Genomic DNA, 23,836 nt, shown 5'->3' on the forward strand with positions numbered 1-23,836 from the left:
GGATGGCGATGGCCCGGCAAGCTGAACGAGGACGAACGGGGCCTGCGGGGCCCGGCGAACCGCCGGCTGCGGCTTCCACGGCCAGCGGGCGCTGGGCAGGCCTGCTCCTCCTGGCCGGGGGCATCCTGGCGGCGGCCAGCACCGCGTTCCACCCCGTCACCCTGGATCCGGCCGACGCCGCCGCCGTGCTGGATGCCGTCCGGCGGGCGCCGCTGCGCTGGATCGCCGTCCATGGGGGGCTGGGCTTCGGCGTGGCCGCCTGGTCGCTAGGCTGGTACCTGGTCTACCAAGCCCTGCGGGAGGCCGGCCGGGTGGGGTTGAGCGGGGCCGGCGCCATGCTGGCCGCGGTCGCCCTGGCCGTATGGCTCCCGCTGCTGGCGCTGGAGGCCGCCGGCCTGCCCCTGCTGGCCCGGTCGACCCCCGCCGGCCAGAGCCCTTCCTGGTTCACCGTGGCCTGGCCCGCCACCCTGGCGGGCGGGTACGTGGCCACCTGGCTGTACTGGCTGGCCGGGATCGCGGCGGCGTGGGACCTGGCCGCGGCCGGGACCCGGGTCCCGGGCCTGCCCCGCGTCTCCCTCGGCCTTGCCCTGGCGGCGCTGCTGCCCGGGCTGCCGGGGATGGTCGTCGCCTGGCTCTTGCCGGAGCTGGCGGTGCCGGTTCTTCTGGTATCGTTGGTCCCCGGCGCCCTCTGGGCGTTGATCGTCGCCTGGCGGCTGGTGTCCCCCGGCCCCCACGGCCGCACGGGCCGCCGCTGACGGATCGCCGCATCCCGGCCCGCGTCCCCGTCCGGCCGCCGTCAGCACCAGCCTCCTCATCCCCCTGGCGCCCCTGTGACCGCTGAGCCCCGCCAACGGCGGCGACCGTTGCCACCCCGCCCCTGCGCAACCGTCCCTACCCGCCCTGCCCCCACCTTGCCGCCCCTGCCACCCATTCCCGATCGCGACGGCCGCTTCACCGGCAGGAGTGGCGGACCGGGCGGCGAATATCGAACACAAACGCACACATCCGAAGCACTACGAACATCAAGTCTTACGCCATCGCACAGGCCGGGCCCCGGACCGCCCGGTCCGGAACGGTGGCCCCCCGGCCGGCTCCGCCGGTTCGCCGCGCTCGCGGCGCGCCGCTGCCGGCGGTAGGTCCGGTTCGAGGGACCAGGCCGGACCAGGCCACGGAGACCGACGGAGACCCGTGGAGCGCCAGGGGGCATCACGGGGCCCAACAGGAGCGATGCCGCCATGCTGGCCGAAGAACGGCGCCGCCAGGTGCTGCAGTGGCTGGAGGAAGAGGGGCGCATCCAGGTGACCGAGGTCGCCCGGCGGCTCTCCGTCTCGCCCATGACGGTGCGGCGGGACCTGGAGCGCCTGGAAGCCGACGGCCTGCTGGTCCGCACCCACGGCGGCGCCCTGCCGGTGGGCGCGGCCACGCCGCGGGAGTTGCCCTACGCCTCCAAGCGCGCCCGCCAGGTGGAAGCCAAGCGCAAGATCGGCCGGGCGGCGGCGGCCCTGATCCGGTCGGGCGAGACGGTGATCCTGGACGCCGGTTCCACCACCCTGGAGATCGCCCGCCACCTGCCCCCGCGCATCACCCTCAAGGTGGTGACCAACGACCTGCTGATCGCCCGGGAGCTGGCGGACCGGGACGGCATCGACGTGTACCTGACCGGCGGGCAGGTGCGGCGCGGCGTCTACAGCCTCCAAGGGCCGGAGACCGAGGCCTACCTGCGCGCCACCCACGTCGACCGCGCCTTCCTGGGGGCCGACGGGGTCGACGCCGTGTACGGCCTCTCCACCACCAACCGGCAGAAGGTCCCGGTGAAGCAGGCCATGCTGGCCGCGGCCGAGCGCGCCTACGTGGTGGCCGACCACAGCAAGCTGGGCCGCCGCGCCTTCGCCCGTTTCGCCGGTTTGGAGCCCATCGCGGCCCTGATCACCGACGACCAGGCCCAGGCCACCGCCGCCCTGCAGCTGGCGGCCCTGGCGGAAGCGGGCGTCGAGGTCGTCTTCGCGTCGTGAGAGGAGGAGCCGGCATGTTCGGACTGGTGGCCGACGACGTGACGGGGGCCAACGCCACCGCGGCGCGGGTCGCGGCCCGGGCGGGGATCGCCGGCCGGGTGTGGCTGGCCGGCCTCACCGATGGGAACGGCGCCCCGCCAGGGGGTTCCCCGGCGGCTCCGGCGGCGGCCGCGGCCGCTGCAGCGGCCGGGGCAGGGGCGGGGGCTGGGCCGCAGCCCGGCGGGCCCGCTCCGGCCCTGTGGGTGATCCCCACCCACTCCCGGTCGGTGGAACCGGCCGTGGCGCGGCACCGGGTGCGGGAGGCCGTCCGCGCCCTGGGCGAAGCCGGTTGCCGGTTCTTCGGCAAGCGGATCGACAGCACCCTGCGCGGCAACCTGGGGGCCGAACTGGCCGGAGCCCTGGAAGCCCTGCCCGGCCACCTGGCGGTGGTGGTGGCGGCCTTCCCGGCCTCCGGCCGGGCCACGGTGGGCGGCCGGCTGTGGGTCCACGGCGTGCCGCTGCTGGAGACGGAGGCGGCCCGCGATCCCATCACGCCCGTGACGGACGACGATGTGGCGCGCCTCCTGGCCACCCAGTCCGGCCTGCCCGTCACCTACCTGCCCCCGGGCCCCGCCGGGTATGACGAGGCGTTGCCCCAGCGGCTGGCCGCGCTCCACCGGGCGGGCACCCGGGCCGTGGTCCTGGATGCAGCCCGGGAGGAGGATGTGGAAGCTGTCGCCGCCCTGGTGGCCCGCGCCCCGGTGCCCGTCCTGGCCGTCGACCCGGGGCCCTTCTTCGCCGCCTGGGTCGCCCACCTGGCGAACCGGCACGCCGGCACCGGGGGGCCCGGTGACGGCCGTCCCAGCGACCGGCCCCGCCCCGCCAGCGCGCCCCGGGTGGAACCGGCCCCGCGGCCCATGACCGGCCACCCCACCGGCACGCCGGCGGCGGCACTGGAGGCGACGCCCGTGGCGGCCGCGGAGCGTGAACCGCAAGGCCCGCCGGCCGCCGCCCCCGGTGGCGGCCCATGGCTCGTGGTGGCCGGCAGCCTGACCCGCCTGACGGACCGGCAGCTGGCCGCCCTGACCCAGCGGTGGCCCGTGCCCCGGCTCTCCCTTCCCCTGGCACAGCTTCTGGAGGATCCGGAGGGCGGCGGCCGCCAGCTGCTCCCCCAGGTCGAGGCGGCCCTGTCCCGCTGGGGCGTGGCGGTGGTCGAGACCGACCGGCACGGCACGGCCGCTCCCGCCGGCGAGGCCCCCTCCTGCGATCGGGCCGGCCCCGACGCAGCGGCCGCCTCCGGCTCCCGCCGCGGCGGACCTGCCACCGGGGCCCAGGCCCCGGTGACCGGCACCGCCGCCCAGCAGGTGGCCCGCAGCCTGGCGGTCCTCGCCGCCACCCTGGTCGACCGCCTGCCCCACCTGGCCGGGCTGGTCCTCACGGGCGGGGACACCGCCGCCGCCGTGGCCGCCGCCCTGGAGGCCCGGGCGTTGCGCATCACCGCCGAGCTGGCGCCCCTGGTGGCCGCCGGGTCGCTGGAGGGCGGGCGCCGGCCGGGATTGGCCGTGATCACCAAGGGCGGCCTGGTGGGGGACGACACCCTGCTGGTGCGCCTCTTGGAAGGGCGGGTGCAGCCAGGTACCGCCGCCGGTGCCGCCGGCAACGGGGACGCGAGGGGCGATGGTGACGGCGAGGTGACGGCTCCCCCTCGCGGCACCTCCCGGTCCCGGGAGGCGGCTGCGCCGACGGCCTGAACCGTACCCAACCCCGCAAGGAGGTGCAGACGATGGCGACGGAATCCCCGAACCCTCGTTCCGCTGGCGCCACCGGGCCGGCGGCGACCGCTCCCGGTGCGGCGCGAGCCGGGTCTGCCGGACGGGCCGGCCTGGACCGGCCCCTGGTGGCCATCACCCTGGGCGACCCGGCGGGCATCGGTCCCGAGATCGTCGTCAAGGCCCTGATGGACGAGGAGGTCTACCACGCCCTGCGGCCGCTGGTTATCGGCGACCGGTCCGCGGTGGAACGGGCTCGCCGCCTCATCCCCGGCGCGCCGGCGGTGCGGGTGGTGGCCGATCCGGCCGAGGGCCTGTACACGCCGGGCACCCTGGACCTGGTCGACCTGGCCAACGTGCCGCCCGATCTCGCCCTGGGCCAGATCCAGGCCGCAGCCGGCCGCGCCGCCTACCAGTACATCGAGCGGGCGGTGGCCTGGGCCCGGGCCGGCCGGGTCGACGCCGTGGCCACGGCGCCCATCCACAAGGAGGCCCTGCGGGCGGCGGGCGTCCCCCACATCGGGCACACGGAGATCTTCGCCGAGCTGACCGGCTCGCCCGACCCCCTGACGATGTTCGAGGTGGCGGGCCTCCGCATCTTCTTCCTGACCCGCCACGTCTCCCTGCGCCAGGCCCTGGACCTGGTGCGGAAAGAGCGGATCGTCGCCACGGCCCGCGCGGCCCTGGGGCACCTGCAGGCCCTGGGCATCGCCGCGCCGCGGCTGGCGGTGGCGGCCCTGAACCCCCATGCCGGCGACGGCGGCCTCCTGGGCCGGGAGGAGATCGAGGAGATCGCCCCGGCGGTGGCCCAGCTCCAGCAGGAGGGCCACCGCGTCTCGGGGCCGGTGCCGGCCGACTCGGTCTTCCACCTGGCCCGGCAGGGCGCCTTCGACGCGGTGCTGTCCCTCTATCACGATCAGGGGCACATCGCCGCCAAAAGCATGGACTTCGAGGGCACCGTCAGCGTCACCCTGGGCCTGCCCTTCATCCGCACGTCGGTGGACCACGGCACCGCCTTCGACATCGCCGGCACGGGCAAGGCCAGCGCCGTCAGCATGAAGCGGGCCATCCTGGCGGCCGGCCGGCTGGCGGGGCTGGGCCGCAGCTCCAAGCCGGCGGCAGCGGCGTCCGTGGAGGCTGAGGCCTTGAAGCCTGGGGCCGGTTCGTCCGGCGGGGAAGAACCGGCGCCCGTCGAGAGGGGAGCGTGAGGTGCATGCATCCCGATGGAGCGCAGATGGTGCTGGGGCTCGTCCTCGGCGTCGCCGCCCTGATCTTCATGGTCCTTCGGACCAAGATCCACACCTTCCTGGCCCTGATCGCCGCCGCGGCCCTGACGGGCCTGGTGGGCGGGATGGCCCCCGACGAGCTGGCGAAGGCGATCACCCAGGGCTTCGGCAACACCCTGGCCAGCATCGGCATCGTCATCGGGTTCGGCGTGATGCTGGGGCGCATCCTGGAGGTCACCGGGGCCGCCCAGCGCATGGCGCTGACCTTCCTGCGCCTGTTCGGCCGCGGCCGGGAGGAGTGGGCCCTGGGGGCCACGGGCGCCGTGGTGTCGATCCCCATCTTCTGTGATTCCGGGTTCGTGATCCTCTCGCCCCTGGCGCGGGCCCTGGCCCGGGAGGCCGGCAAGCCCGTCCTGGGGCTGGGGGTGGCCCTGGCCGCGGGGCTGATGTCGACCCACCACCTGGTGCCGCCCACGCCCGGGCCGCTGGCCGCGGCGGGAACCTTCAACGTCGACCTGGGTCTGATGATCTTCTGGGGCCTGGTCATCACCATCCCCGTCTACATCGTCACCATGCTCTACGCCCGCTGGATCGGCCGGTGGGCCGCGGCCCGCGGCATCACCGTCGAGACGGCGCCGGGGGCGGGCTCCGGCTCCGCGGGGGCCCGGAAGGCCGGGGAACGGTCCAAGGGCCGCCAGGCCACCGGCATGGCCCCCATCACCGGCGCCTCCGACGCGGCCGCCGGTTCCACCCAAGCCCTGGGGAACCCGGGGCTGGCCGGGGGCGGCCGCGGGGAGGCAGGGCTGCCCAGCGCCTGGCGCGCCTTTGCCCCCATCGTGGTGCCGGTCCTGCTGATCTTCCTCAACACGACCCTGACCGCCGTGGGGGCGCAGGGTCCGGTGGCCACCTACCTGATCTTCCTCGGCAACCCGGTCATCGCCGTGGCCATCGGCCTCTTGCTGGCGGTCTACGGCCTGATGGGCAAGGCGTCGCGGGAGGACGTCCTGCAGCGGGTGGAGGAGGGCATCGCCTCGGCGGGCATCATCATCCTGGTGACCGGCGCGGGGGGCGCCCTGGGCAACGTGCTGCGGGTCAGCGGTACCGGCGACTTCATCGCCCAGCAGATCGCCCAGATGTCCCTGCCGCCCCTGCTGCTTCCCTTCCTGGTCGCCACCCTGGTGCGGCTGGTTCAGGGCAGCGGCACGGTGGCCATGGTGACCGCCGCCTCCATCACCGCGCCGATCCTGGCCTCGCTCAACGTGGCGCCGGTCATGGCGGCCCAGGCGGCGGCCGTGGGGTCCATGGTCTTCTCCTACTTCAACGACAGCTACTTCTGGGTGATCAACCGCACCCTGGGCATCACCGACGTGAAGACCCAGATCCTCACCTGGTCGGTTCCCTCGACCCTCGGCTGGCTGACGGGTCTGGTGACGCTGCTCATCGTCAACGGCCTGTTCTTCTGAAACCCCACGCGGAGCGGGGCGGGCCCCAAGGCCCGCCCCTTTTGCCCCGCGTTGCCCCGCTGATGCTTACAACCGCTCGGATGCGTACGGCCGGTGGGGCCGGGCGCCGCCTTCCGGTCCGGCCCGCGTCCGTACCCCGGCGCCGCCCCAGGGCCGGCTCGCCCGGACGGTCCCGGCAGGTCCCCGTCAGGTCCGGGCGTAAGCCGCCGAGGCGGCGTAGGCATCATGCCGGCCGCCGGCGTAGGCCGCGGGGTGGCCCTGGTGGCTGTAGCCGGAACCGGCCGGGTTCGTCCCGTAGGCGTAGGGCGCCTGGTTCACCGTGCCGGCGCCGGCTCCGGCCGCACCCGCCGGGGCGAAGGCCCGGTTGGCCGGCGCCAGCCCCTGGGCCGCCACGGCCTGCCCCACCTGCATGAGCTGCTGCAGCTTGTGGGTGTACTCCTGGACCGCCTGCTGGTCGATCCGCGGCGAGGCGTAGACCTGGTGCCGCTCCAGCCAGTGATAGTGGTCCATCGCCATGCGCAGGTGCTCGCCGGCCAGCTGGTGCAGGTACGAGCGGGCCGGCTCGCTGCACTCGGTGGCGCCCCAGATGCACTGGACGGCGAAGGTCTTGCACATGCGCAGGCAGTCGGACGCCAGGGCGATGTCCAGCGGCTGGCCCTGGGCGCCCGCGGCGCCGAAGACCTGGTTCACCCCGTGGCCGTAGGGCTGGGCGTTCCACGCCGCGCCCGTGCCGGCCGCGCCACCGGCCTGCCACTGGGCCTGGTAGGGCGACTGCCACGCCGTCGAGGCCGTCCACTGCCAGGTGCCGGCCTGGCCGTGCGGGCCCGCCTGGCCGTGCTGGCCGTAGGCGCCGTAGGTGCCGTAGGCTCCCTGATCCTGCAGGAAGCCCATCAGCCGCTGGGCCGCCTGCTGGAACTCACCGGCATGCCGCTCCAGGGTCTGCCGCAGGGAGGCGTCCTGGCAACAGGAGGCCAGGGCCCGCAGCTTCGCCCCGGCCACGGCATGGTCGCGGCAGAGCTCCCACAGTTCGGCCGCCTGGTGCTGGGCCATTTGGGGCATGGCCGTCCCTCCTCGGCGGTGATCGGTCAAGGCCCGCGGGCCGCGTCCCGGCTTGCATCCGCCGGGCGCCGCAGCAGCCCGCGCGGCCGCCCCTAGTATGCGTCCCCCTGCCCGCCGCCCAGGATGGTATGATGATGGCGATTACCACCAGCGGGCGGAAGCACTGGGCCGGTCAGGAGAGCCGCCAGGACGCCGTCGCGGCCGGCCGCGCCGCCGGGGAGGATGCGCTGTGCCCCTGTTGCCCCTCTTGCTGTTCTTCCTCTTGTCGCTGCCGATGCTGTTCTTCTTCACCTACGCCCAGGTGGCGGCCCTGTCCTTCGCGCGCCTGGGGCTGAGCCCGGCGGGCGCCTTCCTGTTGTTCGCCCTGTCGCTGCTGGGCAGCGGCATCAACCTGCCGCTGCGGCGGCAGCAAGTGCCCGTGAATCCGCCGCTGGTGCCGCCCATCACCTTCTTCTGGCTCTTCCCCATGGTCCAGCCGCCGCGGGTGGCCGAGCGGGTCCTGGCCGTCAACGTTGGCGGCGCGGTGATCCCGACCCTCTTTAGCCTCTACCTGCTGGGCGCCGGGCGCGCGCCCTGGCTGCCCGTCCTCATCGCCACCCTGCTGGTCGCCACCATCGCCAAGGCGCTGGCGCGCCCGCTTCCCGGACGCGGCATCGTCCTGCCGGCCTTCATCCCACCCCTGGCCGCCGCCGTCATCGCCCTGCTGGTGGCACCGCCGGGCAGCCGGGCGCCGGTGGCGTACATCGCCGGCACCCTGGGCACCCTGGTGGGCGCCGACCTTTTGAACCTGAAGGCGCTGGACCGGATGGGCCCGGGCATGCTCAGCATCGGCGGCGCGGGGGTCTTCGACGGGATCTTCCTCGTGGGCGTGCTGGCCGCGTTCCTGGCGTGAGGAGCGGCGGCTCGCCAGCCGGAGGCGCCGCGCGGTGCGCGGTGTGCGCCCCGCCGTCCAAAGGAACGTTCAAAAGGAATGGGAGCGATGGAACGGCTGCGGTATGTGGTCACCACCGCCGACGAGGGCCAGCGCCTCCACCGCCTGGCGCGCCGCTGGCTCCGCCACGTGCCCCTGAGCGCGGTCTTTCGCCTGCTGCGCCAGGGGCGCATCACCGTCAACGGCCGGCGGGCCGCGCGCAACGCCGTGCTGCGGGCCGGCGACGTGATCGAGGCCGAGCTGGACGAACCGGCCGGCCGGCCGCCGGCCCAACCGGCTGCACCTCCCCGAACGCGCCAGGGGGCGACCCCTTGGGACGGGCGCCAGGGCCGGCTGGACGGGCGGACGGCCCGGCGACCCGGGCGGTCCCAGGAGGCCGGCCCGCCCGATGGCGGGACCGGCACCCCCGGACCCCGGCCCGTCGTCGTCTATGAAGATGAACACCTCCTGGTCGTCGACAAGCCGGCGGGCCTGCTGACCCACGGCACGGGTCGGGGTTACGAGTTCACCCTCCTGGACTGGGTCCGGGACGAACTGGCCCGCCGCGGCACCCTCCCGCCAGGGGCCCTGTTCCAGCCGTCGCCGGGTCACCGGCTGGATCGGAACACCTCGGGGCTCGTGGCCTTCGGCAAGACGCGGCAGGGGGCGGCCCAGCTGGCCGAATGGATGCGCAGCGGCCGGGCCGTGAAGGAGTACCTGGCGGTGGTCCGGGGCCACCCACGGCCGGGCCCTTTGCAGCACCAGCTCTGGCGGGACCGGCAACGGCGCGTCACGCAGGTGGTGGGGGGTGAAGAAGGCGATCGTGCGGCCGGGGCCGGGGCGTCCGGCCCGCCCGTCTCCTGGCGGGAGGGGACCGTTCCGGGGCGGACCGGTCCCAGGCGGATCGGTCCGGGACCCGTGGCCGGTGCGGTGACGCCGGCGGGACCGGCGAGCCCGGCCGGCGCGGGCCGCGGGGGCGAAAGGCCGGCCGCGGCCGAGCCGGCCCGGGCGCGGACCGCCCGGCTCGAGGTGGACCCCGTGGCATCCGCCGGTGGCTTCACCTTATGCCGGGTGCGCCTCATCACCGGGCGAACCCACCAGATCCGGGCCCAGATGGCGGCTTCCGGGCATCCCCTGGCCGGGGACCGCAAGTACGGCGGGCCGCGGGTTGCCGGCCTGGAGCGGCCCGCCCTTCACTGTTACCGGCTGGTTCTTCCCGGCGGTATCGAGCTGGTGGCCCCACCGCCGCCCGATCTGGTCGCCCTGTGCCGGCGGCTGGGGCTGCCGGCCGAGCCACCCCGGTGACGGTCGTGCTCCAGCCCCCCACGAGCCTCCATCGGGGCCGCCGGCAGGGGCCCGGAGGGGCCGAGGCCGCCGGCAAGGACCCGGAGGGGCGGTGCGACGGGGAAGGCGAGCAGCCGCAGGGTTATTCGTCCTGGTGGGGGTCGATGGGCCCCTGCCACTGGCCCTGGGCCCGCAGGTTGCGCCGGTACTGCCGCACGGCCTCCTTGAGGGTGCTCAGGGCCAGGGTCGCACAGCGGGGGCGGGTGGCCAGCGCCGATTCGCCCACGAACTGCTTCATGTCCTCGCCCCGCAAGGCCAACACCTGGTCCATGGTGAGGCCGTCGTCGACCACCTTCTGGAGCAGCATGGAGGCCGCCGCCTGGCTGACGTTGCAGCCGCTGCCCTCGAACCGGACGTCGGCGATGCCGTGGCCGTCGCCGGTCCCTTTGAGGTAGACCTGCACCACGTCCCCGCAACCGGGGTTGCCTCCCGACACCGTGACGTCCGCATCGTCCAGCCGGCCGCGCATCCGGGGATTGCGGGCCTCTTCGATCAGGATCTGGATCAGGGTCTCGCGGTCCCACTCCACCGTGCGGTCCCTCCTGGTCCTTCGCTTTGTCTACTTTATCACGGGTGAGCAGCCCGGGATGCCGGGGAGCCGGACGCGATTGGCTCCCCCCTGGGCCGGTCATAATGGTTGCCGTAACAGGACCGCTTTGCTTACAATTCCATTTAGTTAACTCGCCATTCCCGAGGAGGGGTTCCCGTGTCCGAGGCCATGGAAAAGGTCTTCCAGGAGCGGGGCTACGCCCACCCCGAGGTCCTGGTCAGCACCGACTGGGTGGCCGAGCACCTGGACGAGTTGACCGACCCCAACAGCACCAAGTACCGCCTGGTGGAGTCCGACGAGGACGTGACCCTCTATGAGGCCGGCCACATTCCGGGCGCCGTCAAGATCGACTGGCAGACGGACCTGCAGGACCCGGTGGTCCGGGACTACCTGTCGCCCGAGCAGTTCGCCCGGCTCATGTCCGAGAAGGGCATCGACAACGACACCACGGTGATCTTCTACGGCGACAAGAACAACTGGTGGGCCGCCTACGCCTTCTGGGTCTTCCAGCTCTTTGGGCACAAGAACCTGAAGATCATGGACGGCGGCCGGGCCAAGTGGGAGGCCGAAGGCCGGCCCCTGACCCGGGAGGTCCCGTCCTTCCCCAAGACCAATTACAAGGCGGTCACCCGCTACGACCCCTATATCCGCGCCTTCAAGGAAGACGTGCTGCGCCACATCGAGTTCGGCAAGCCGCTGATCGACGTCCGTTCGCCCGAGGAGTACTCCGGCAAGCTGCTCCACATGGCCAACTACCCCCAGGAGGGCGCCCAGCGGGGCGGCCACATCAAGGGCGCCAAGAACGTCCCCTGGGCCAAGGCCGTCAACCCCGACGGCACCTTCAAGCCGGCGGACCAGCTGCGCAAGATCTATCTGGAGGAACAGGGCCTCAAGCCCGACGACGACGTCATCGTCTACTGCCGGATCGGCGAGCGCTCGTCCCACACCTGGTTCGCCCTGAAGTACCTGCTCGGCTTCGACAGCGTCCGCAACTACGACGGCTCCTGGACCGAGTGGGGCAACCTGGTGCGGGCGCCCATCGAGCGGTAAGGCACCGCACCGGCCCCGGCCATCCGCCGGGGCCATCCATCCTCCACGGGACGAACCGGCAGCTGGCGCCGCGGGCGGCTGGCGCCGCCCCGCGGCCCCCGCTGCGGCCCGTGCCGCACCGGCCGGTTCGTCCCCGACCGTCCGACCCGCACCCCGCCGGGCGCCTGGTCCCGCTTCTGGACCAGGCGCCCGGCCCGTTTGGACCCCTTGGACGCCCCCAGGGCCGCGCCCGGGCCGTTCTTCCCCAGGGCTCCAGGGCTGCGAGGCCGCTGCCCAGCCCCGGGGTTTCCGCCGGTTTCAGGCCGCTGCGTCTCGTCCATTCTAGCCCTGAAGATGGTGGCCAAAGGAGGTCATTCCCTTGCGGCGGATCCTCGTTCGGGGGCAGCGCCTTTGGGGGCCGCGGCCCGCATGGCGCCCCGCTCCCACCCCAACATCCATCGCCCGGTCGCCGCGGCGCGACCGGACCCGCGACCGGACCCGCGACTGGACTCGCGACCCGACCCGCGATCGGACCCATCACCGGACCCGTTCCCGCCCGCCGGGCCGCGCCATCCTGGGGGCCGTGGTGGCCACCGTCACCGTGGCGGCCCTGGCGGCGGGGTGCAGCCTGCCCTCGGCCAAGCCCAGCGACGGGGAGGCGCGGCAGATGGTCACCTCCCTGGCGGACGACCCCGAAGTTCAGCAGGCCTTCGCCGCCGGCCGGGGCGAGGTCATCGCCACCGACCCCCAGGCTCGGCGGGTGATCCTGGAGGAGGTGGTCCGGGAACAACGCCGCCTTCTGGACGAACCGGCCCTGCGGGACGACGCCCTGCGCGCCAACGCCGAGCTCACTCGGGCCACCTCGACGGCCCGGGAGACCCGGCCCGCGATGCTGGAGAACACCGTCGACCTCCTGGAGGGCATCCCCGAGGATCCCGAGCTGCGCCGCCGGCTGGTGGACGTCATGCGGGAACTGATGAAGGACCCGGCCCTCCGGGCGGATCTGATGGCCATGATGCGCAGCATGATGGGAGGGACCGCCGGTTCGTCCGGTGGGGGTGGAACCGGCCACGGCGGCTCCGGGGGCGGTTCCGGAGGAGGAACCGGCACGGCCGGGGGAGGCGGCCGGGCGGGCGCGGCCAGCGGCGCCTCGGGCGGTTCCGGAGCGGCAGGCCCTTAGGGCTCCCGCAGTGGCGGGATGGGCGGGGGAGGGGGCACCTCCGGCCCCGGCGGTTGCCCCGGCGGATCCGCTCGTTGAATCGTTGAATCGGACCTGGCAAGCGGTCGACCCCGGGGCGCCGGCAGGGAGCCACCTTGCCGGCCCCGGGGGTATCGCCCGGAGTACCGCGCTGGCCAGGTCAATCGCCGCCCGCCGGACCGGTCAGCAGGAGGGCCCGAACGCTCCGTTGAGGTTCACCCCAATGGCTCCTGCCCCATGGCACCCCATCTGCCGCCGGCCCCAGCGCCCCCCAGGGGAGCGGCCCGGGCCCGATCCCTCGAGGCCCCACGGTCACCGCCAGGTCCCTACTGGGCGGACACCGACGTCTGCCTGGCGGCCGCCCCGGAAACCCAGAGGCCGGCTTCGTCCCGGACCAGGCCGCAGGCCTCCTTGACCTCCGCAATGGTCTCGCGGGCGATGGCCCGGGCCCGCCGGATGCCGTCCCGCAGCACCCGCTCCAGGTAGGCCGGGTCGTTCTCCAGCTGGGCCCGGCGCCGGCGGAAGGGCTCCAAACTGCGGATCAGGGCATCGGCCAGGGTCCGCTTGAGGTTGACATAACGCAGCGTCCCCGCGTCGTACTCCGCCCGCAGCTGGCGGTACTCCTCCTCGGTGCCGAAGAGCTTGAGCAGGTGGAACAGGTTGGCCACGCCCGGGCTCATCCCCTCGCCCGTGGGGCCGGTATCGGTCACGGCCTTCATGATCTTGTCGCGGATCTCCTCGGGCGGGTCGGCCAGGGCAATCAGGCTGCGCGGCCCCAGGCTCTTGCTCATCTTCTTCTCCGGCTCGGTCAGGCTCATGATCCGGGCCGTCTCTTCCTGGACCAGGGCCTGGGGCTCGGGGAACAGCTTGACCCCGAACAGGTGGTGGAACCGGCGGACGATCTCGCGGGTCAGCTCCAGGTGGGGGAGCTGGTCTTCGCCCACCGGGACGACCTCGGCCTTGTAGAGCACGATGTCCGCCGCCATCAGCACCCCGTAGGACAGCAGGCCGAGGTTGACATAATCCGGGTGCTGCTCGACCTTTTCCTTATATGTCGGCACCCGTTCGAGCCAGGCCACGGGCGTCACCGTGCCCAGGATCCAGGCCAGTTCGGTGTGTTCCGGCACGGCGGACTGGACCATCAGGATCGAGCGCTCGGGATCGACCCCCGCGGCCAGGTAGTCGATGAGGAGCTCCTTGACGTTGGTCCGCATCTCCGCCGGATCGTAGGGCGTCGTCATGCCGTGGTAGTCGACGATGGCATAGATGCACTCGTACCGGTCCTGAAGCTCGATCCAGCTCTTGATCGCCCCCAGGTAGTTGCCCAGGTGGATCTGGCCCGTCGGCCGGATGCCGCTGAAGACCCGCTTCCGCCCCATCGCTTGCGTCCTCCCGTTCCCGGCGCCAGGTGAAAGGGCGGCTTCCGCCCGCCGGCGGTCCGGTCGCTCCCGGCTGCCGGTGTGTTCATCATCTTACCCTTCCCGGTAAGTCCTGTCGACGCCGCCCCTGCGCCACCGTCACGCCTCGACGCCGACCGGGGCCGGTCCGGCCGGGGCCGGCCCTGGCCGCGGCTCCGGTGCCGCGCCGGCACCAGCTGCGGCCCGACGCGTCCGGTGCCCGGCCGCCGGCCCGCCGGGCCGGCGGCCGGAGCGGCTGCAGGGAGGCTTAAGGGCTCCCCCCATCCGCATACCGATGATTGCCATGACCCGGCCCCCCCAACCCAACGAGAGCCCGCCCGCCCCGGTCACGGGGGCGTGGCCCGTGGCCGCCACCTTCATCGGCACGGTGGTGGGGGCGGGCTTTGCCTCCGGCCAGGAGATCCTGACTTTCTTCACCCTCTACGGCCCGCCGGGCACCGCCGGTCTGCTGCTGGTGGCCGTCGCCTTCGCCGTGGGCGGCCGCTGGTGGCTCGAGCTGGGCGCCCGGACGGGCGCCCGCTCATACCGCGACGCCCTGGCCGCGATGGCCGGCCCGTGGGCCGGCGGGGTGCTGGACGGGCTGCTGGCCGCCGCCCTCTTCACCGGCGTCGGGGTGATGACGGCCGGGGCCGCCGCGGTCACCGCCGACCAGCTGGGCTGGCCCCTCTGGGCCGGGCGCCTCCTCTTCGCCCTGCTGTGTGCCGTCACCGTCTGGCGTGGCCTGCCGGGGGTGCTGGCAGCCAACGTCACGGTGGTCCCCGTGCTGGTGGGGACGGTGATCCTGGTCTCCGTCTACGGGCTGGCGACGGCGCCCGCCGCGTCCCCGGAGGTCCCGGCCGCACCGCCCACGGCGTCTTGGAATCGGGACGACGCCGCGGGGCCCGTTCCACCGCCGGGGACGGCGGCACCGGCCCCGCTGCCGCCGCCCTCCGGGCTGCGCCCGCCTGTGGGGCCAGGGGCCCCGGGGGAACCGGTTCCACCTGCAGGGCCGGTACCGGCCCGGCCGGTGCTGGCGCCGCATGGGGACGGCCCGGCCGCACCTCCCGCCCGGCACTGGTGGCTCGCCGCATGGCTCTACGCCGGTTTCAACCTTTTGCTGTCCCTTCCCGTGCTGGTTCCCCTGGGAGCGGCGGCCCCGGCCGCAGCCCGCCGCTGGGGTAGCCTGGCGGGAGGAACGGGCCTGGCCGGCCTCGCCCTGCTGCTCCACCTGGCCATGCTGGCCCACATGCCCGGCCCCGCGACCCGCGAGATCCCCGTGCTCCACCTGGCGGCCGGCTTACCGCCCTGGTTCCGGGGAATCTTGGCCGGGGTGCTCTGGACCGAGATCTTCACCACCGCCGTGGGCAGCCTCTACGGCTTCGCCAGCCGCCTGGGCGGACCGGGCACGCGCCCCTACCGGCTGGCCGTGGCGGGGACCGCTGCGGCGGCGCTGGCGGTGGCGGAGGTGGGGTTCGCCCACCTGGTTCGGGTCCTCTATCCGCTGCTGGGCTGGCTCGGGCTGGGGCTGATGGCCGCCCTGCTGTTCCCCCACCGGGCCGCCCTCCGGCGGCGGTGACGCCGCCGGCCGCCAGGGATCACCGGGCCCGACGGGACCGCGGTCCGGCACCGGCTTCCCAGGCGTCCCCGCTCCGGCTACCATGGGACTAGCCCCCTGTCGTCGCGGTAACGGCCCGCATCATGTCACGGAAAGGGTGGAACCTGTGACGCCCCGATCGTCGTCTTCGAACGCCCGGGACGCCGGTTCCGGATCGGGTGGAACCGGCACGGCCCAGGGCCGCCGGGCCGGTGCGCCCGGCGCCGGTCGCCGGCCGCCCGCCGGCGCCTACGGCAAGGCCGCCCGCGGGGAAGCCGAGGCCCGGCGCCGCCGCCTGCGCTGGCTGACCCTGGGCACCGCCGCCGTGATCGTGCTGGCGGTCGTGCTGGCCGTGGCCGCCACCCGCAACGACGTCGACGAGGACGGCCCGATCCCCGGCGACGTCTTCCGCCTGGACCAGCAGCCGGCCCTGGGCTCGCCCGAGGCGCCCGTCACCGTGGTGGAGTTCGCGGACTTCAAGTGCCCCTATTGCCGGGACTTCACCATGAACGAGTTCCCCCGGCTCAAAGAGGCCTACATCGACACCGGCAAGGTGCGGTTCTACTTCATCAACTACCCCTTCATCGGGCCCGACTCCGACACGGCGGCCGAGGCCCTGGAGGCCGTCTACGCCCAGAACCCCGAAGGCGCCTGGGCCTTCATCGACCGGGTGATGCAGCTCCAGGGGCCGGAGGACACCCGCTGGGCCACGCCCGAGTTCCTGGTGGACATCGCCAAGCAGGTGGTGCCAGGACTCGACGCCCAGCGGATGCTGGAGGACCTGCGGTCCGGCCGCTACCGGGACGCGGTGGAGGCCGACCGGGCCATCGCCCGTCGGGTGGGGGTGCGGGGAACGCCCTCCCTCTTTGTCAACGGGCAGTTCGTCGAGAACTGGTCCTTCGAGGGCTTGAAGGAGGCCATTGACCGGGCCCTGGCGGGCGAGGGCGGCGGGGACCAGGGCGAGGGGGCGGCCGGAGGCGGCAGCGAAAGCAATTCCGGCCGCTGATCCACGTTGATGGCCGCTGATCCACGCTGATGCAGCGCAGTGGCAGCGGATCCAGAGCCCAAGCGGCCGGCCCGGGCGGCACCAGTCGCCGGCGCCCGGGGTTCCCGAGAAGGGGCGGCTGCGGTCGCCGGGTCGCCATCCGCTTCCGTTGCGCCCTGGCGGCGGTCCCGGGCGATTCCGGGCGGGATCCCGGGCGGGAGGGACGCCATGCGCCGGTTCTTCCAACATTACGGGCTCTATCTGGCCTGGCTGGTGGCCACGGTGGCCACCCTGGGCAGCCTGTACTTCAGCGAGGTCATGGGTTTCATCCCGTGCAAGCTGTGCTGGTGGCAGCGGATCTTCATGTACCCCCAGGTGCTGCTGCTGGGCATGGCCAGCTACCGGGACGACCGCCGGCTCATCCCCTACCTGTGGCCCCTGAGCGCCGTGGGCGGGTCCATCTCGGCCTTCCACTACATCCAGGAACAGATCCCGGGACTGCGGGTCCCGGTCTGCGGCGCCGATGTGTCCTGCTTCACGCCGTGGATCAACTGGTTCGGCTTCATCACCATCCCCTTCATGGCCTTGACCGCCTTCACGCTGATCCTGATCTGCCTCGTCCTGGCCCGGCCGGCCGGGGGGGACGAACCGGCCCCCGGCGAGGCCCGCTGACCGGGCCGTTACGCTCCGGGTATCCAGGTCGGCCCGCCGACCGCGCCGGCCCGGTCCACCGGCCGGGCCGGGCAGCCCCTGTCCTCTTGCCCCCGGTGAGGGGACCGGCGGCCATCCTCCTTCGCGGGAACCCGACCGCGGACGGCCGCCGCCCGCTGCGCCGGGGCCGTCGCCAGGGCGCGACCGCAGGGCCTGGCCGTCAAGGCCGCGCCGGAACCGCCGCCGTCACCGGCTTTCCGCCCCCAGCTGCCGGATGAACCGGATCACCGCCCAGCGCTCCTCTTCGGTCAGCACGTCGCCAAAGGCTGGCATGGCCGTGCCGTCGATGCCGTGGGTGATCCACCAGAACAGGTCGCCATCGGTGTGCTGCCGGGTGTGGACGCCGGTAAGGTCCGCCGGGGGCGGCAACAGGCCGGCGCTGGCCGGCCCGTCGCCCCGGCCGGCGGGGCCGTGGCAGGCGGCGCAATGGGCGGCGAACACCCGCCGGCCCTGTTCGATCACCGCCGGGGTGGGGGGCAGCGGGTTGGGCGTCGTGGTGGTGGGGTAGGCGTCGATCCAGGCCACCTGGCCCAGGAGCCAGGCGCCGGCGGCCAGGGCCACCAGTCCCGCCCCGAAGGGGATCGGCCAGAGGCGGCGCCAGCCCACCACGATCAGCACCGCCGCCTCCACCAGACCAACCAGGGCCACCGTGGCCTGAACGGCGCCGGGCAGGGACTGGTAGGCGGCCCGCAGGCTGAGCCGTCCCTGCCGCTGGTTGCCCGGGGCGCCGCTGGCCTCGAAGGTGGTGGTGATGGTCTCCTGCCGCCCGTCGGCCAGGGCCAGGGTCCACGACAGTTCCCAGGCGCCGGGCATGGGCAGCACCGCCCGGGCCTCCAGCGGGCCTGTCGACCGGCCGCGGGGAGGGCTCAGGGTCACCTGATAGAGGCCCATGGGATGCTCCGGCATGTCCAGGCGCACGGCGCCGCGCACCAGGGCGACCGAGCCCAGGGAGCGCGCCGAGAGGGTGACCTCCCCGCGCCTGCCCGGCACCAGGGCCAGTTCCACCGGCACGCCAGCCACCTGCTCGCGCCAGGTCACCGTCTCGGTGGCGGCGGCGGGCCGGTCCGCCGGGGGCAGCACCGCCAGGATGCCCGAGGCCAGCAGCACCGCCAGGGCCGCCACCGCTTCCGCCCGGACGAGGCGCCGCACCACGGCGACCGGTCCTGCCCCGGCGCCTCCGCCCCCCAGACCCTCCCGGCCCTGGCGGCGGGTCGCGGAACCGCCCGCGGCGTGATCACCGGCTCCACCGGGGCCGGCCGCGGGGGCGGCCGCGGAAGGCACCGCGCGGGGTGTCCCGGTTGCACCGCGGGCCATGCGCTCCAGCCAGGGCCGCAGGGCGAACAGGTTCACGGCGGCGATGGCCAGGAGGACCGCCACCAGGACCAGCTTGACCACGAGGGCCTGTCCATAGGGGCTGTGCACCAGGGCGTCGGCGCCGTACAGGTTGCGGCGGGCGGCCAGGATCCCGCTGACCGCCACCACCAGCACCGCCAGGGCGCCCAGGTCCGAGAAGCGCCGGATTAGGGCGGGCAGGTCCCCCCCGGCGCAGTGGCCGCCGCCACCGGGATCCCGGGCCCCGGCACCCGAGCCGGGGCCGGCCAGCCGCTGGAGGCCGGCCAGCCGCTCCCAGTCCAGGAGGGCCAGCCGCAACAAGCCGCCGATCCAGAGGGCGACGGCCGCCACGTGCAGCCCGTCCCCCACCAGGGCCGTCCCGCCGCGGATGCCGGCGTGGCTGTTCCAGACCACGGCAGCGGCGGCCACCAGGCCGGGGACGATCCACCCCCGCGACACCGGCCCCTGCCGCGGCCAGAAACGGGCGGCCAGCAGGGCGGCCACGACCCCGGCCGCCGCCTGCAGCAGGGCCGCCCGGCCGGTGCGCGTGGCGATGAAGTACCGGCCCAGGACGGCGGGGCGGCCTTCCGCCACCTCCCAGGCGGCGACGAGGGCGCCGGCCAGGGCGCTCAGGGCGAGGACCACGCCCCCGGCCACCATCATCTTCCGGCTCCGCCGGAGGTGATCCGGATCGCCCCAGGCGCCGGCGGCCGCCGTCCCTCCTGCGCGCCAGGCGGGCGGCGGTGCGGCGCCCCGCGGCGGGGACTCGGCACCGGGCCGCGGGGCGGATGACGCCGGGCCAGTTGCCACCGGCTCGCCCAGCCCCGGGACATCCCTGCGCCTGGATCGCTCCCGTCCTCCCCTGTTGGAGCCCGGGAGGATCCAGCCGTCCAGCACGCCGGGGCCGGCCAGCGCCATCAGCCCCAGCAGCCCGACCCAGCGGATGACCCCGGCCAGCAGTTCCGGCAACCCTGCTCCCTCCCAGCGACGACCCCGCCAGCCGGCGGCCTGGCGTCCCCTTGCCGCTTACCGGCGGCCCCGGTTGCGCATGGTCATGAGCCCGACGGCCACCACCGCCACCACCGCCACCAGGGCGGCCCAGAGCCAGCCCTGGGAACCGCCCGCGGCCGGCGCCGGTTCCTCCGCCGGCGCGGGCGGGGTGGTCGCGCCGCCCGGTTCATCCTGACCCGGGCTGGGCGGGGCCGGCTGCTGGTCCGCGCTGCCCGCCCCGGGTGACGGCGCCGCCGCGGTCACGGTGAAGGGCACCTCCCCCTCCACCGGATGCCCGTCCTCGGAGAGGACCCGGTAGTGCAACACGTACGCACCCGCCGGCATCGCCCCGCGAACCTCCGCCCGCAGGGTCGCTCCATCGGCCTCGACCGGCCCGAGCTCCACCGTGCCCCCGCCTTGCCGGGTCAGCTCCAGCTCGCTGAACTCCGCCTCCACCGGCTCGGAGAAGGTGAGCTCCACCTGCCGGGGCGGCTCGTCCAGGCGGGCGTCCCGTTCCGGCACGCTGCCCACCAGCGCCGCATGGGCCTCGACCCGCGGCCAGCCGCCGGGCCCCGGAAGAACCAGCCCCACCGCCAGGGCCAGGGTCGTCACCGCCACGAGCCACCGGGGGCCGGATCGGGTCCGGCCCAATGGCCTCCCGCGGCGGAACAGCGGGTTCTTGCTCCCCACATCCAACGCCCTCCTCATCCGTCCCTCTCTCCTCCCTTGCCCTGGTCCTTGACGGCCCCCTTCGCCGTTCAACCCGTCGGGGCCGGGCCCTCCGCCGAGCCGCCCCCGCCGGACCGCCGGCGCTGTGCCTGCACCCCCGCCAGCACCCCCATCCACCCCACCACCAGTGCGCCCACCAGCGCGCCGAACCCCGCCAGGGTCGACCACGGCAGGGCGCTTCCGGCCGCGACCTGCACCCGCACCGTCCGGGTCACCAGCCCGCGGCCTCCCACCTGGGCCGCCACCACCAGCGGATACACCCCGGCCTCCGTGTCCCGCGGCACAACGATGCGGGCCCGCGCGGCATCGCGCCCCCGTTCTTCCCACTGCACCCCCCAGCCCCGGGGCACATCGAACACCGTCCACTCCACCGCCCCGGTTGCCGGGCCGGACCGGCCTGCCGGTCCGCCACCGGCGCCCGCAGCCCCGGCAGGTTCCGCGGCGGCGGCATCCCCGGTACCGGGGCCGCCCGGTGCCGGCGCCGAACCGCCCGCGGCCGGCGGCCCGGCCGGCTCGCCGGCGCCGGGATGGGCGGCACCCGGCGTGCCGGCCGCCCCACGGTCCCGGTCGCCCGTGGATCCCCCCACCGCAGCCGGCTGCGGGCGGACCAGCGCCAGCCGCACCGTGGTCGAGCCGCCCGGCGCCAGCCGCGCCTCCGCCACGGTGGCCGACAGCTGCAGCGGCGGCAGGGCCGCCGGGTCGACCCGCCCGACGTAGTCTCGCCCGAAGGCGGCGAACCACAGGCTACCGCCGGGCGCCCGGGCCAGCCACTGGACCCAGGTCTTGGGTTCGGCCGCCGGGAAGGGGAACAGCTCCAGGGTGCCGCTGGAGGGGTCGATGCGCGCCAGGGCGTTGCCCGTGTGCAGGGCCACCCACAGGAAGCCCTGTTCATCCCACTCCAGGTCGTTGGGACGGGTAGCCTCGATCTCCTCCGCCGGCGGCGCCGGCGGCGTCTGAACGGGGACCCAGGCCCGGGTGGCGACGTCGAGCCGGCCGATGGTGCGGCCGCCGTGCTCGCTGACCCAGACGCCGTCTCCCGCGGGGGTGACGGCCAGGGCGGCGGGGCCGGCCACATCCGGGGGCAGGGGGAAGGAGGCCCACTCTCCCTCCGCCGGGTCGAACCGGTACACCGTGCCGCTGCGCGGGCTCACCGTCCACAGCCGGCCCGCCCGGTCCATGTCCAGGTCCCAGCCCGACGGCCACGGATAGCCGGGCAGGGGCAGGTTGAAGGTGTCGATCCGGCCCGTCTCCGGGTCGAGCCGCCCCAGGTGGTTGCCCTGGAACTGCAGCACCCACACGGCATCGCCGGCGGCCAGGACCGCGGAAGCGCCGGCGAAGGGAAGCGGGACAGCCTGCCAGCCGCTCCCGGAGGAACTGGTCCCACCCCGCGCCACCCCGGAATCGCCCGTTGCACCGGGTTCCGCCGGCGTCGCGCCGCCGGCAGCCGGCGGCCGGTACCGCCACAGCCGGTCGGCCGGGTTCGTCCCGTAATCGTTGTCGGTGAGCCAGAGGGACCCGTCGGGACCGGCGATCAAGCGGGCGGGATGCGCCAGCCCCCGGGGCAACTGGATGAAGCGCCAGCGGCCGGTGGCGGGATCCAGCGCGGCCAGCTGGCGCCGGCCGGTCAAGGTGGTCCACACCGTCCCGTCGGGGGTGACGGCGATGCTCCAGGGCTGGCTGCCCGGCGGCAAGGCGTAGCGGTGGAACCAGCCGCCCGGGCCCACGGATGGGGAGCCGCCGGCGGCCGCGGCCCCGGCCGTCGCCGGACCGAAGAGGCACAGGGCCGCCAGCGCCGTGGCCGCCCACCGTTTCCCCCGTTTCGCCGTCCCGATGGCGATCCGCCGCCTCAGCTCGGGCCACCTCCTGCGGCCCCGCGAGGGGTCCAACGTCGTTCGTCCCCAGTCTCCGGCAAGCGGCCAGCCCGCCGCAACCCGACGGGAACCCGAACCGCGCCCCGGTCGGCCGTCCGACCCCGAAGGCCCCCCTAGGAGCCTGTTTCACTGATCCTGACGAGATCAGAACTGGGGGAACGTACCGGGTCGATTCGGCTATGTCCCGTGGGCTGACGGCCAGGACGGGGTAGGCCGGCGGCCCGGTCGTTACCCTATCTACGCCAACCCCGCCGCCATCCAACCCAAGGGCGAGGATGAGGACGCCTCCGTGACCCTTCGCCAGAGCTTCAGCAAGTTATGGGTCAGGCAGAGCAGCTTCCACTCGCTGTCACACGCCGCCAGACCCCGACGCAGGAACCGGTCGGCCCCTCGCACGGCCTTGATCTGCCCGAACACCGGCTCCACGGTCTGGCTGCGCTTGGCGTAGATCGCCTGCCCTCGCCGGGTCCGCAGCTTACGTTCCATCCGCTCCCGCAGGCTCAGCCCTTTGGGGATCCGGCCCCGCGGAGGGGGTGCATCCTTCCAGGCTTGGCGCTGCTTCCACTCCTTGCTCGTCGCCAGGAACAGTTCCGGCCCATCCGCCGGTGCCTGCTTCACGTTCGCCTCGCTCCAGTACCCCGCGTCGGCGACGACGGCCCGGATGGGCTTGTCCACGCCCGCGGCCCGCAGGTTGGCTTGCGCCTGCTGGAGCATCGGGTGGAGTTGGCCCACGTCGTTGGCGTCCTGCGTCACCGCCGCGGCCACGATGAGCTGGTCTTCGGTCACCACCGCCTGGGCGTTGTACCCTTGCACAAAGCCCTGCCGGGTCTTCATGATCCGGCTGTCCGGGTCCGTGACGTTCGCCTTCGCCGCCGGATCCACCGAGGGATCCGGCGCCTTCGGCTTGCGCCCCCGCCGCTTCTTGCCGGTCGCCTGCTCCTGCGCCTTCCGCTCCTCGATGCGGGCCTGCTGCCGGGCGGCTTCCCGGGCCGCCTCGTCCTCCAGCCGCCGCTTGCATGCCTTCAGCCGCTCCAGCCGGCTCGCACGGTGGCGCAGCTCCTCCGGCAACTCGTCCCCACGACGCCCGGAGCCGTACCGCTCATCTTCTTCCCGGTCCGTGGCCTCCGCCTCCCGGAGCATCTTCTCCACTTCCTGGCGAATCGCATCGTAGGTGCGGTTGGCCGCCAGCGAGGCGTTGGCCTTGACTTTCGTCCCGTCCAGCGCCACCACGCCGACCTTCCCCAGCCCCGCCTCACGGCACAGCCGCAGCACCTGGGTGAACAGCGCGGCCAGCTCCCGTGCATGGCGCTGGCGGAAGCGGGCGATGGTCACGTGATCCGGCTTCTGGTTGGCGGTGATCACCCGGAAGGCCACGTCCTCGAGGCACAACCGCTCGATCCGCCGGCTCGACCGTTCGCCGACGCAGTAGGCGTACAGCAGGAGCGTCACCATCAGGGTTGGGTCGTAACTCTCTCCGCCCCAACCGTCGGCGCGGTACTTCTCGTAAAAGGCCCGCAGGTCCATCTGCTCGACGGCGTCGATCAGAAACCAGGCCAGATGATCCTCAGGCAGCCAGTCGCGAAGGCTCGGTGGGAGCAGGTACAGTTGGTCGCGGTTCACCGGGCGGAAGTTGTAGGCCATAGGAACACCTCAGGCGATGGCGAATTCCAACCGATGCCTTCACTTAA

At 74.3% G+C, this 23,836-nt stretch carries 19 protein-coding genes; 12 read left to right on the plus strand and 7 right to left on the minus strand.

The annotated features are described in order from the left end of the window. Positions 1 to 8 precede the first annotated feature (8 nt). From ACYQ02_RS08620 to ACYQ02_RS08640, 5 genes are all read left to right on the plus strand, one after another. Positions 9 to 755 (plus strand): hypothetical protein, encoded by a 747-nt coding sequence (locus ACYQ02_RS08620; protein ID WP_460040037.1) that lies wholly within the window; start codon positions 9 to 11, stop codon positions 753 to 755. Between the two features lie 480 nt (positions 756 to 1,235). After that, complete coding sequence (locus ACYQ02_RS08625; RefSeq protein ID WP_460040038.1) at positions 1,236 to 2,012, plus strand: DeoR/GlpR family DNA-binding transcription regulator; 777 nt, start codon at positions 1,236 to 1,238, stop codon at positions 2,010 to 2,012. Positions 2,013 to 2,026: 14 nt separating this feature from the next. Next, a complete protein-coding gene (locus ACYQ02_RS08630) occupies positions 2,027 to 3,742 on the plus strand; it encodes a four-carbon acid sugar kinase family protein (protein ID WP_460040039.1) in 1,716 nt (571 codons plus the stop codon). A 131-nt stretch (positions 3,743 to 3,873) separates the two neighbouring features. Beyond that, complete coding sequence (gene pdxA / locus ACYQ02_RS08635) at positions 3,874 to 4,968, plus strand: 4-hydroxythreonine-4-phosphate dehydrogenase PdxA (protein WP_460040336.1); 1,095 nt, start codon at positions 3,874 to 3,876, stop codon at positions 4,966 to 4,968. 5 nt (positions 4,969 to 4,973) lie between these two features. After that, entirely contained in the window at positions 4,974 to 6,449 is a 1,476-nt protein-coding gene (locus tag ACYQ02_RS08640) for a GntP family permease (RefSeq protein ID WP_460040040.1), read from the plus strand. A 186-nt stretch (positions 6,450 to 6,635) separates the two neighbouring features. Here ACYQ02_RS08640 and ACYQ02_RS08645 read toward each other — a convergent pair whose 3' ends face one another. Next, the gene (locus ACYQ02_RS08645; protein ID WP_460040041.1) at positions 6,636 to 7,508 is read right to left on the minus strand and encodes a hypothetical protein; all 873 of its coding nucleotides are present in this window, start codon (positions 7,506 to 7,508) and stop codon (positions 6,636 to 6,638) included. A 229-nt stretch (positions 7,509 to 7,737) separates the two neighbouring features. Between ACYQ02_RS08645 and ACYQ02_RS08650 the strand changes: the two genes are divergently transcribed. Next, complete coding sequence (locus tag ACYQ02_RS08650; RefSeq protein WP_460040042.1) at positions 7,738 to 8,400, plus strand: DUF1614 domain-containing protein; 663 nt, start codon at positions 7,738 to 7,740, stop codon at positions 8,398 to 8,400. Between the two features lie 87 nt (positions 8,401 to 8,487). Beyond that, positions 8,488 to 9,723, plus strand: a complete 1,236-nt coding sequence (locus tag ACYQ02_RS08655; protein WP_460040043.1) for an RluA family pseudouridine synthase — start codon at positions 8,488 to 8,490, stop codon at positions 9,721 to 9,723. A 121-nt stretch (positions 9,724 to 9,844) separates the two neighbouring features. On the opposite strand, the gene ACYQ02_RS08660 is transcribed toward ACYQ02_RS08655, so the two are convergent. After that, positions 9,845 to 10,291 carry an iron-sulfur cluster assembly scaffold protein gene (locus ACYQ02_RS08660; protein ID WP_460040044.1) on the minus strand — a complete coding sequence of 149 codons (447 nt, stop codon included), beginning with the start codon at positions 10,289 to 10,291 and terminating at the stop codon, positions 9,845 to 9,847. 177 nt (positions 10,292 to 10,468) lie between these two features. Here ACYQ02_RS08660 and ACYQ02_RS08665 point away from each other — a divergent pair, with 177 nt between their 5' ends. Then, on the plus strand, positions 10,469 to 11,362 hold the full coding sequence (locus tag ACYQ02_RS08665; protein WP_460040045.1) for a sulfurtransferase: 894 nt from the start codon (positions 10,469 to 10,471) through the stop codon (positions 11,360 to 11,362). Between the two features lie 358 nt (positions 11,363 to 11,720). Further along, complete coding sequence (locus ACYQ02_RS08670) at positions 11,721 to 12,521, plus strand: hypothetical protein (RefSeq protein ID WP_460040046.1); 801 nt, start codon at positions 11,721 to 11,723, stop codon at positions 12,519 to 12,521. 344 nt (positions 12,522 to 12,865) lie between these two features. Here the strand turns inward: ACYQ02_RS08670 and trpS are convergent, their stop codons facing one another. After that, positions 12,866 to 13,918 carry a tryptophan--tRNA ligase gene (gene trpS / locus ACYQ02_RS08675; RefSeq protein ID WP_460040047.1) on the minus strand — a complete coding sequence of 351 codons (1,053 nt, stop codon included), beginning with the start codon at positions 13,916 to 13,918 and terminating at the stop codon, positions 12,866 to 12,868. A gap of 382 nt (positions 13,919 to 14,300) precedes the next feature. Between trpS and ACYQ02_RS08680 the strand changes: the two genes are divergently transcribed. From ACYQ02_RS08680 to ACYQ02_RS08690, 3 genes are all read left to right on the plus strand, one after another. Next, entirely contained in the window at positions 14,301 to 15,512 is a 1,212-nt protein-coding gene (locus tag ACYQ02_RS08680; RefSeq protein WP_460040048.1) for a YkvI family membrane protein, read from the plus strand. Between the two features lie 145 nt (positions 15,513 to 15,657). Further along, a complete protein-coding gene (locus ACYQ02_RS08685; protein ID WP_460040049.1) occupies positions 15,658 to 16,536 on the plus strand; it encodes a DsbA family protein in 879 nt (292 codons plus the stop codon). A gap of 207 nt (positions 16,537 to 16,743) precedes the next feature. Beyond that, a complete protein-coding gene (locus tag ACYQ02_RS08690) occupies positions 16,744 to 17,187 on the plus strand; it encodes a disulfide oxidoreductase (protein WP_460040050.1) in 444 nt (147 codons plus the stop codon). 225 nt (positions 17,188 to 17,412) lie between these two features. Here the strand turns inward: ACYQ02_RS08690 and ACYQ02_RS08695 are convergent, their stop codons facing one another. From ACYQ02_RS08695 to ACYQ02_RS08710, 4 genes are all read right to left on the minus strand, one after another. Continuing rightward, on the minus strand, positions 17,413 to 19,527 hold the full coding sequence (locus ACYQ02_RS08695) for a CopD family protein (protein ID WP_460040051.1): 2,115 nt from the start codon (positions 19,525 to 19,527) through the stop codon (positions 17,413 to 17,415). Positions 19,528 to 19,584: 57 nt separating this feature from the next. Next, the gene (locus tag ACYQ02_RS08700) at positions 19,585 to 20,238 is read right to left on the minus strand and encodes a copper resistance CopC family protein (protein ID WP_460040052.1); all 654 of its coding nucleotides are present in this window, start codon (positions 20,236 to 20,238) and stop codon (positions 19,585 to 19,587) included. A gap of 68 nt (positions 20,239 to 20,306) precedes the next feature. After that, positions 20,307 to 22,163, minus strand: coding sequence for a Vgb family protein (locus ACYQ02_RS08705; RefSeq protein ID WP_460040053.1), 1,857 nt, complete (start codon positions 22,161 to 22,163; stop codon positions 20,307 to 20,309). A gap of 222 nt (positions 22,164 to 22,385) precedes the next feature. Beyond that, positions 22,386 to 23,789 (minus strand): IS1182 family transposase, encoded by a 1,404-nt coding sequence (locus tag ACYQ02_RS08710; RefSeq protein WP_460040054.1) that lies wholly within the window; start codon positions 23,787 to 23,789, stop codon positions 22,386 to 22,388. Positions 23,790 to 23,836: the final 47 nt, after the last annotated feature.

Source organism: Thermaerobacter litoralis (genome assembly GCF_054654595.1).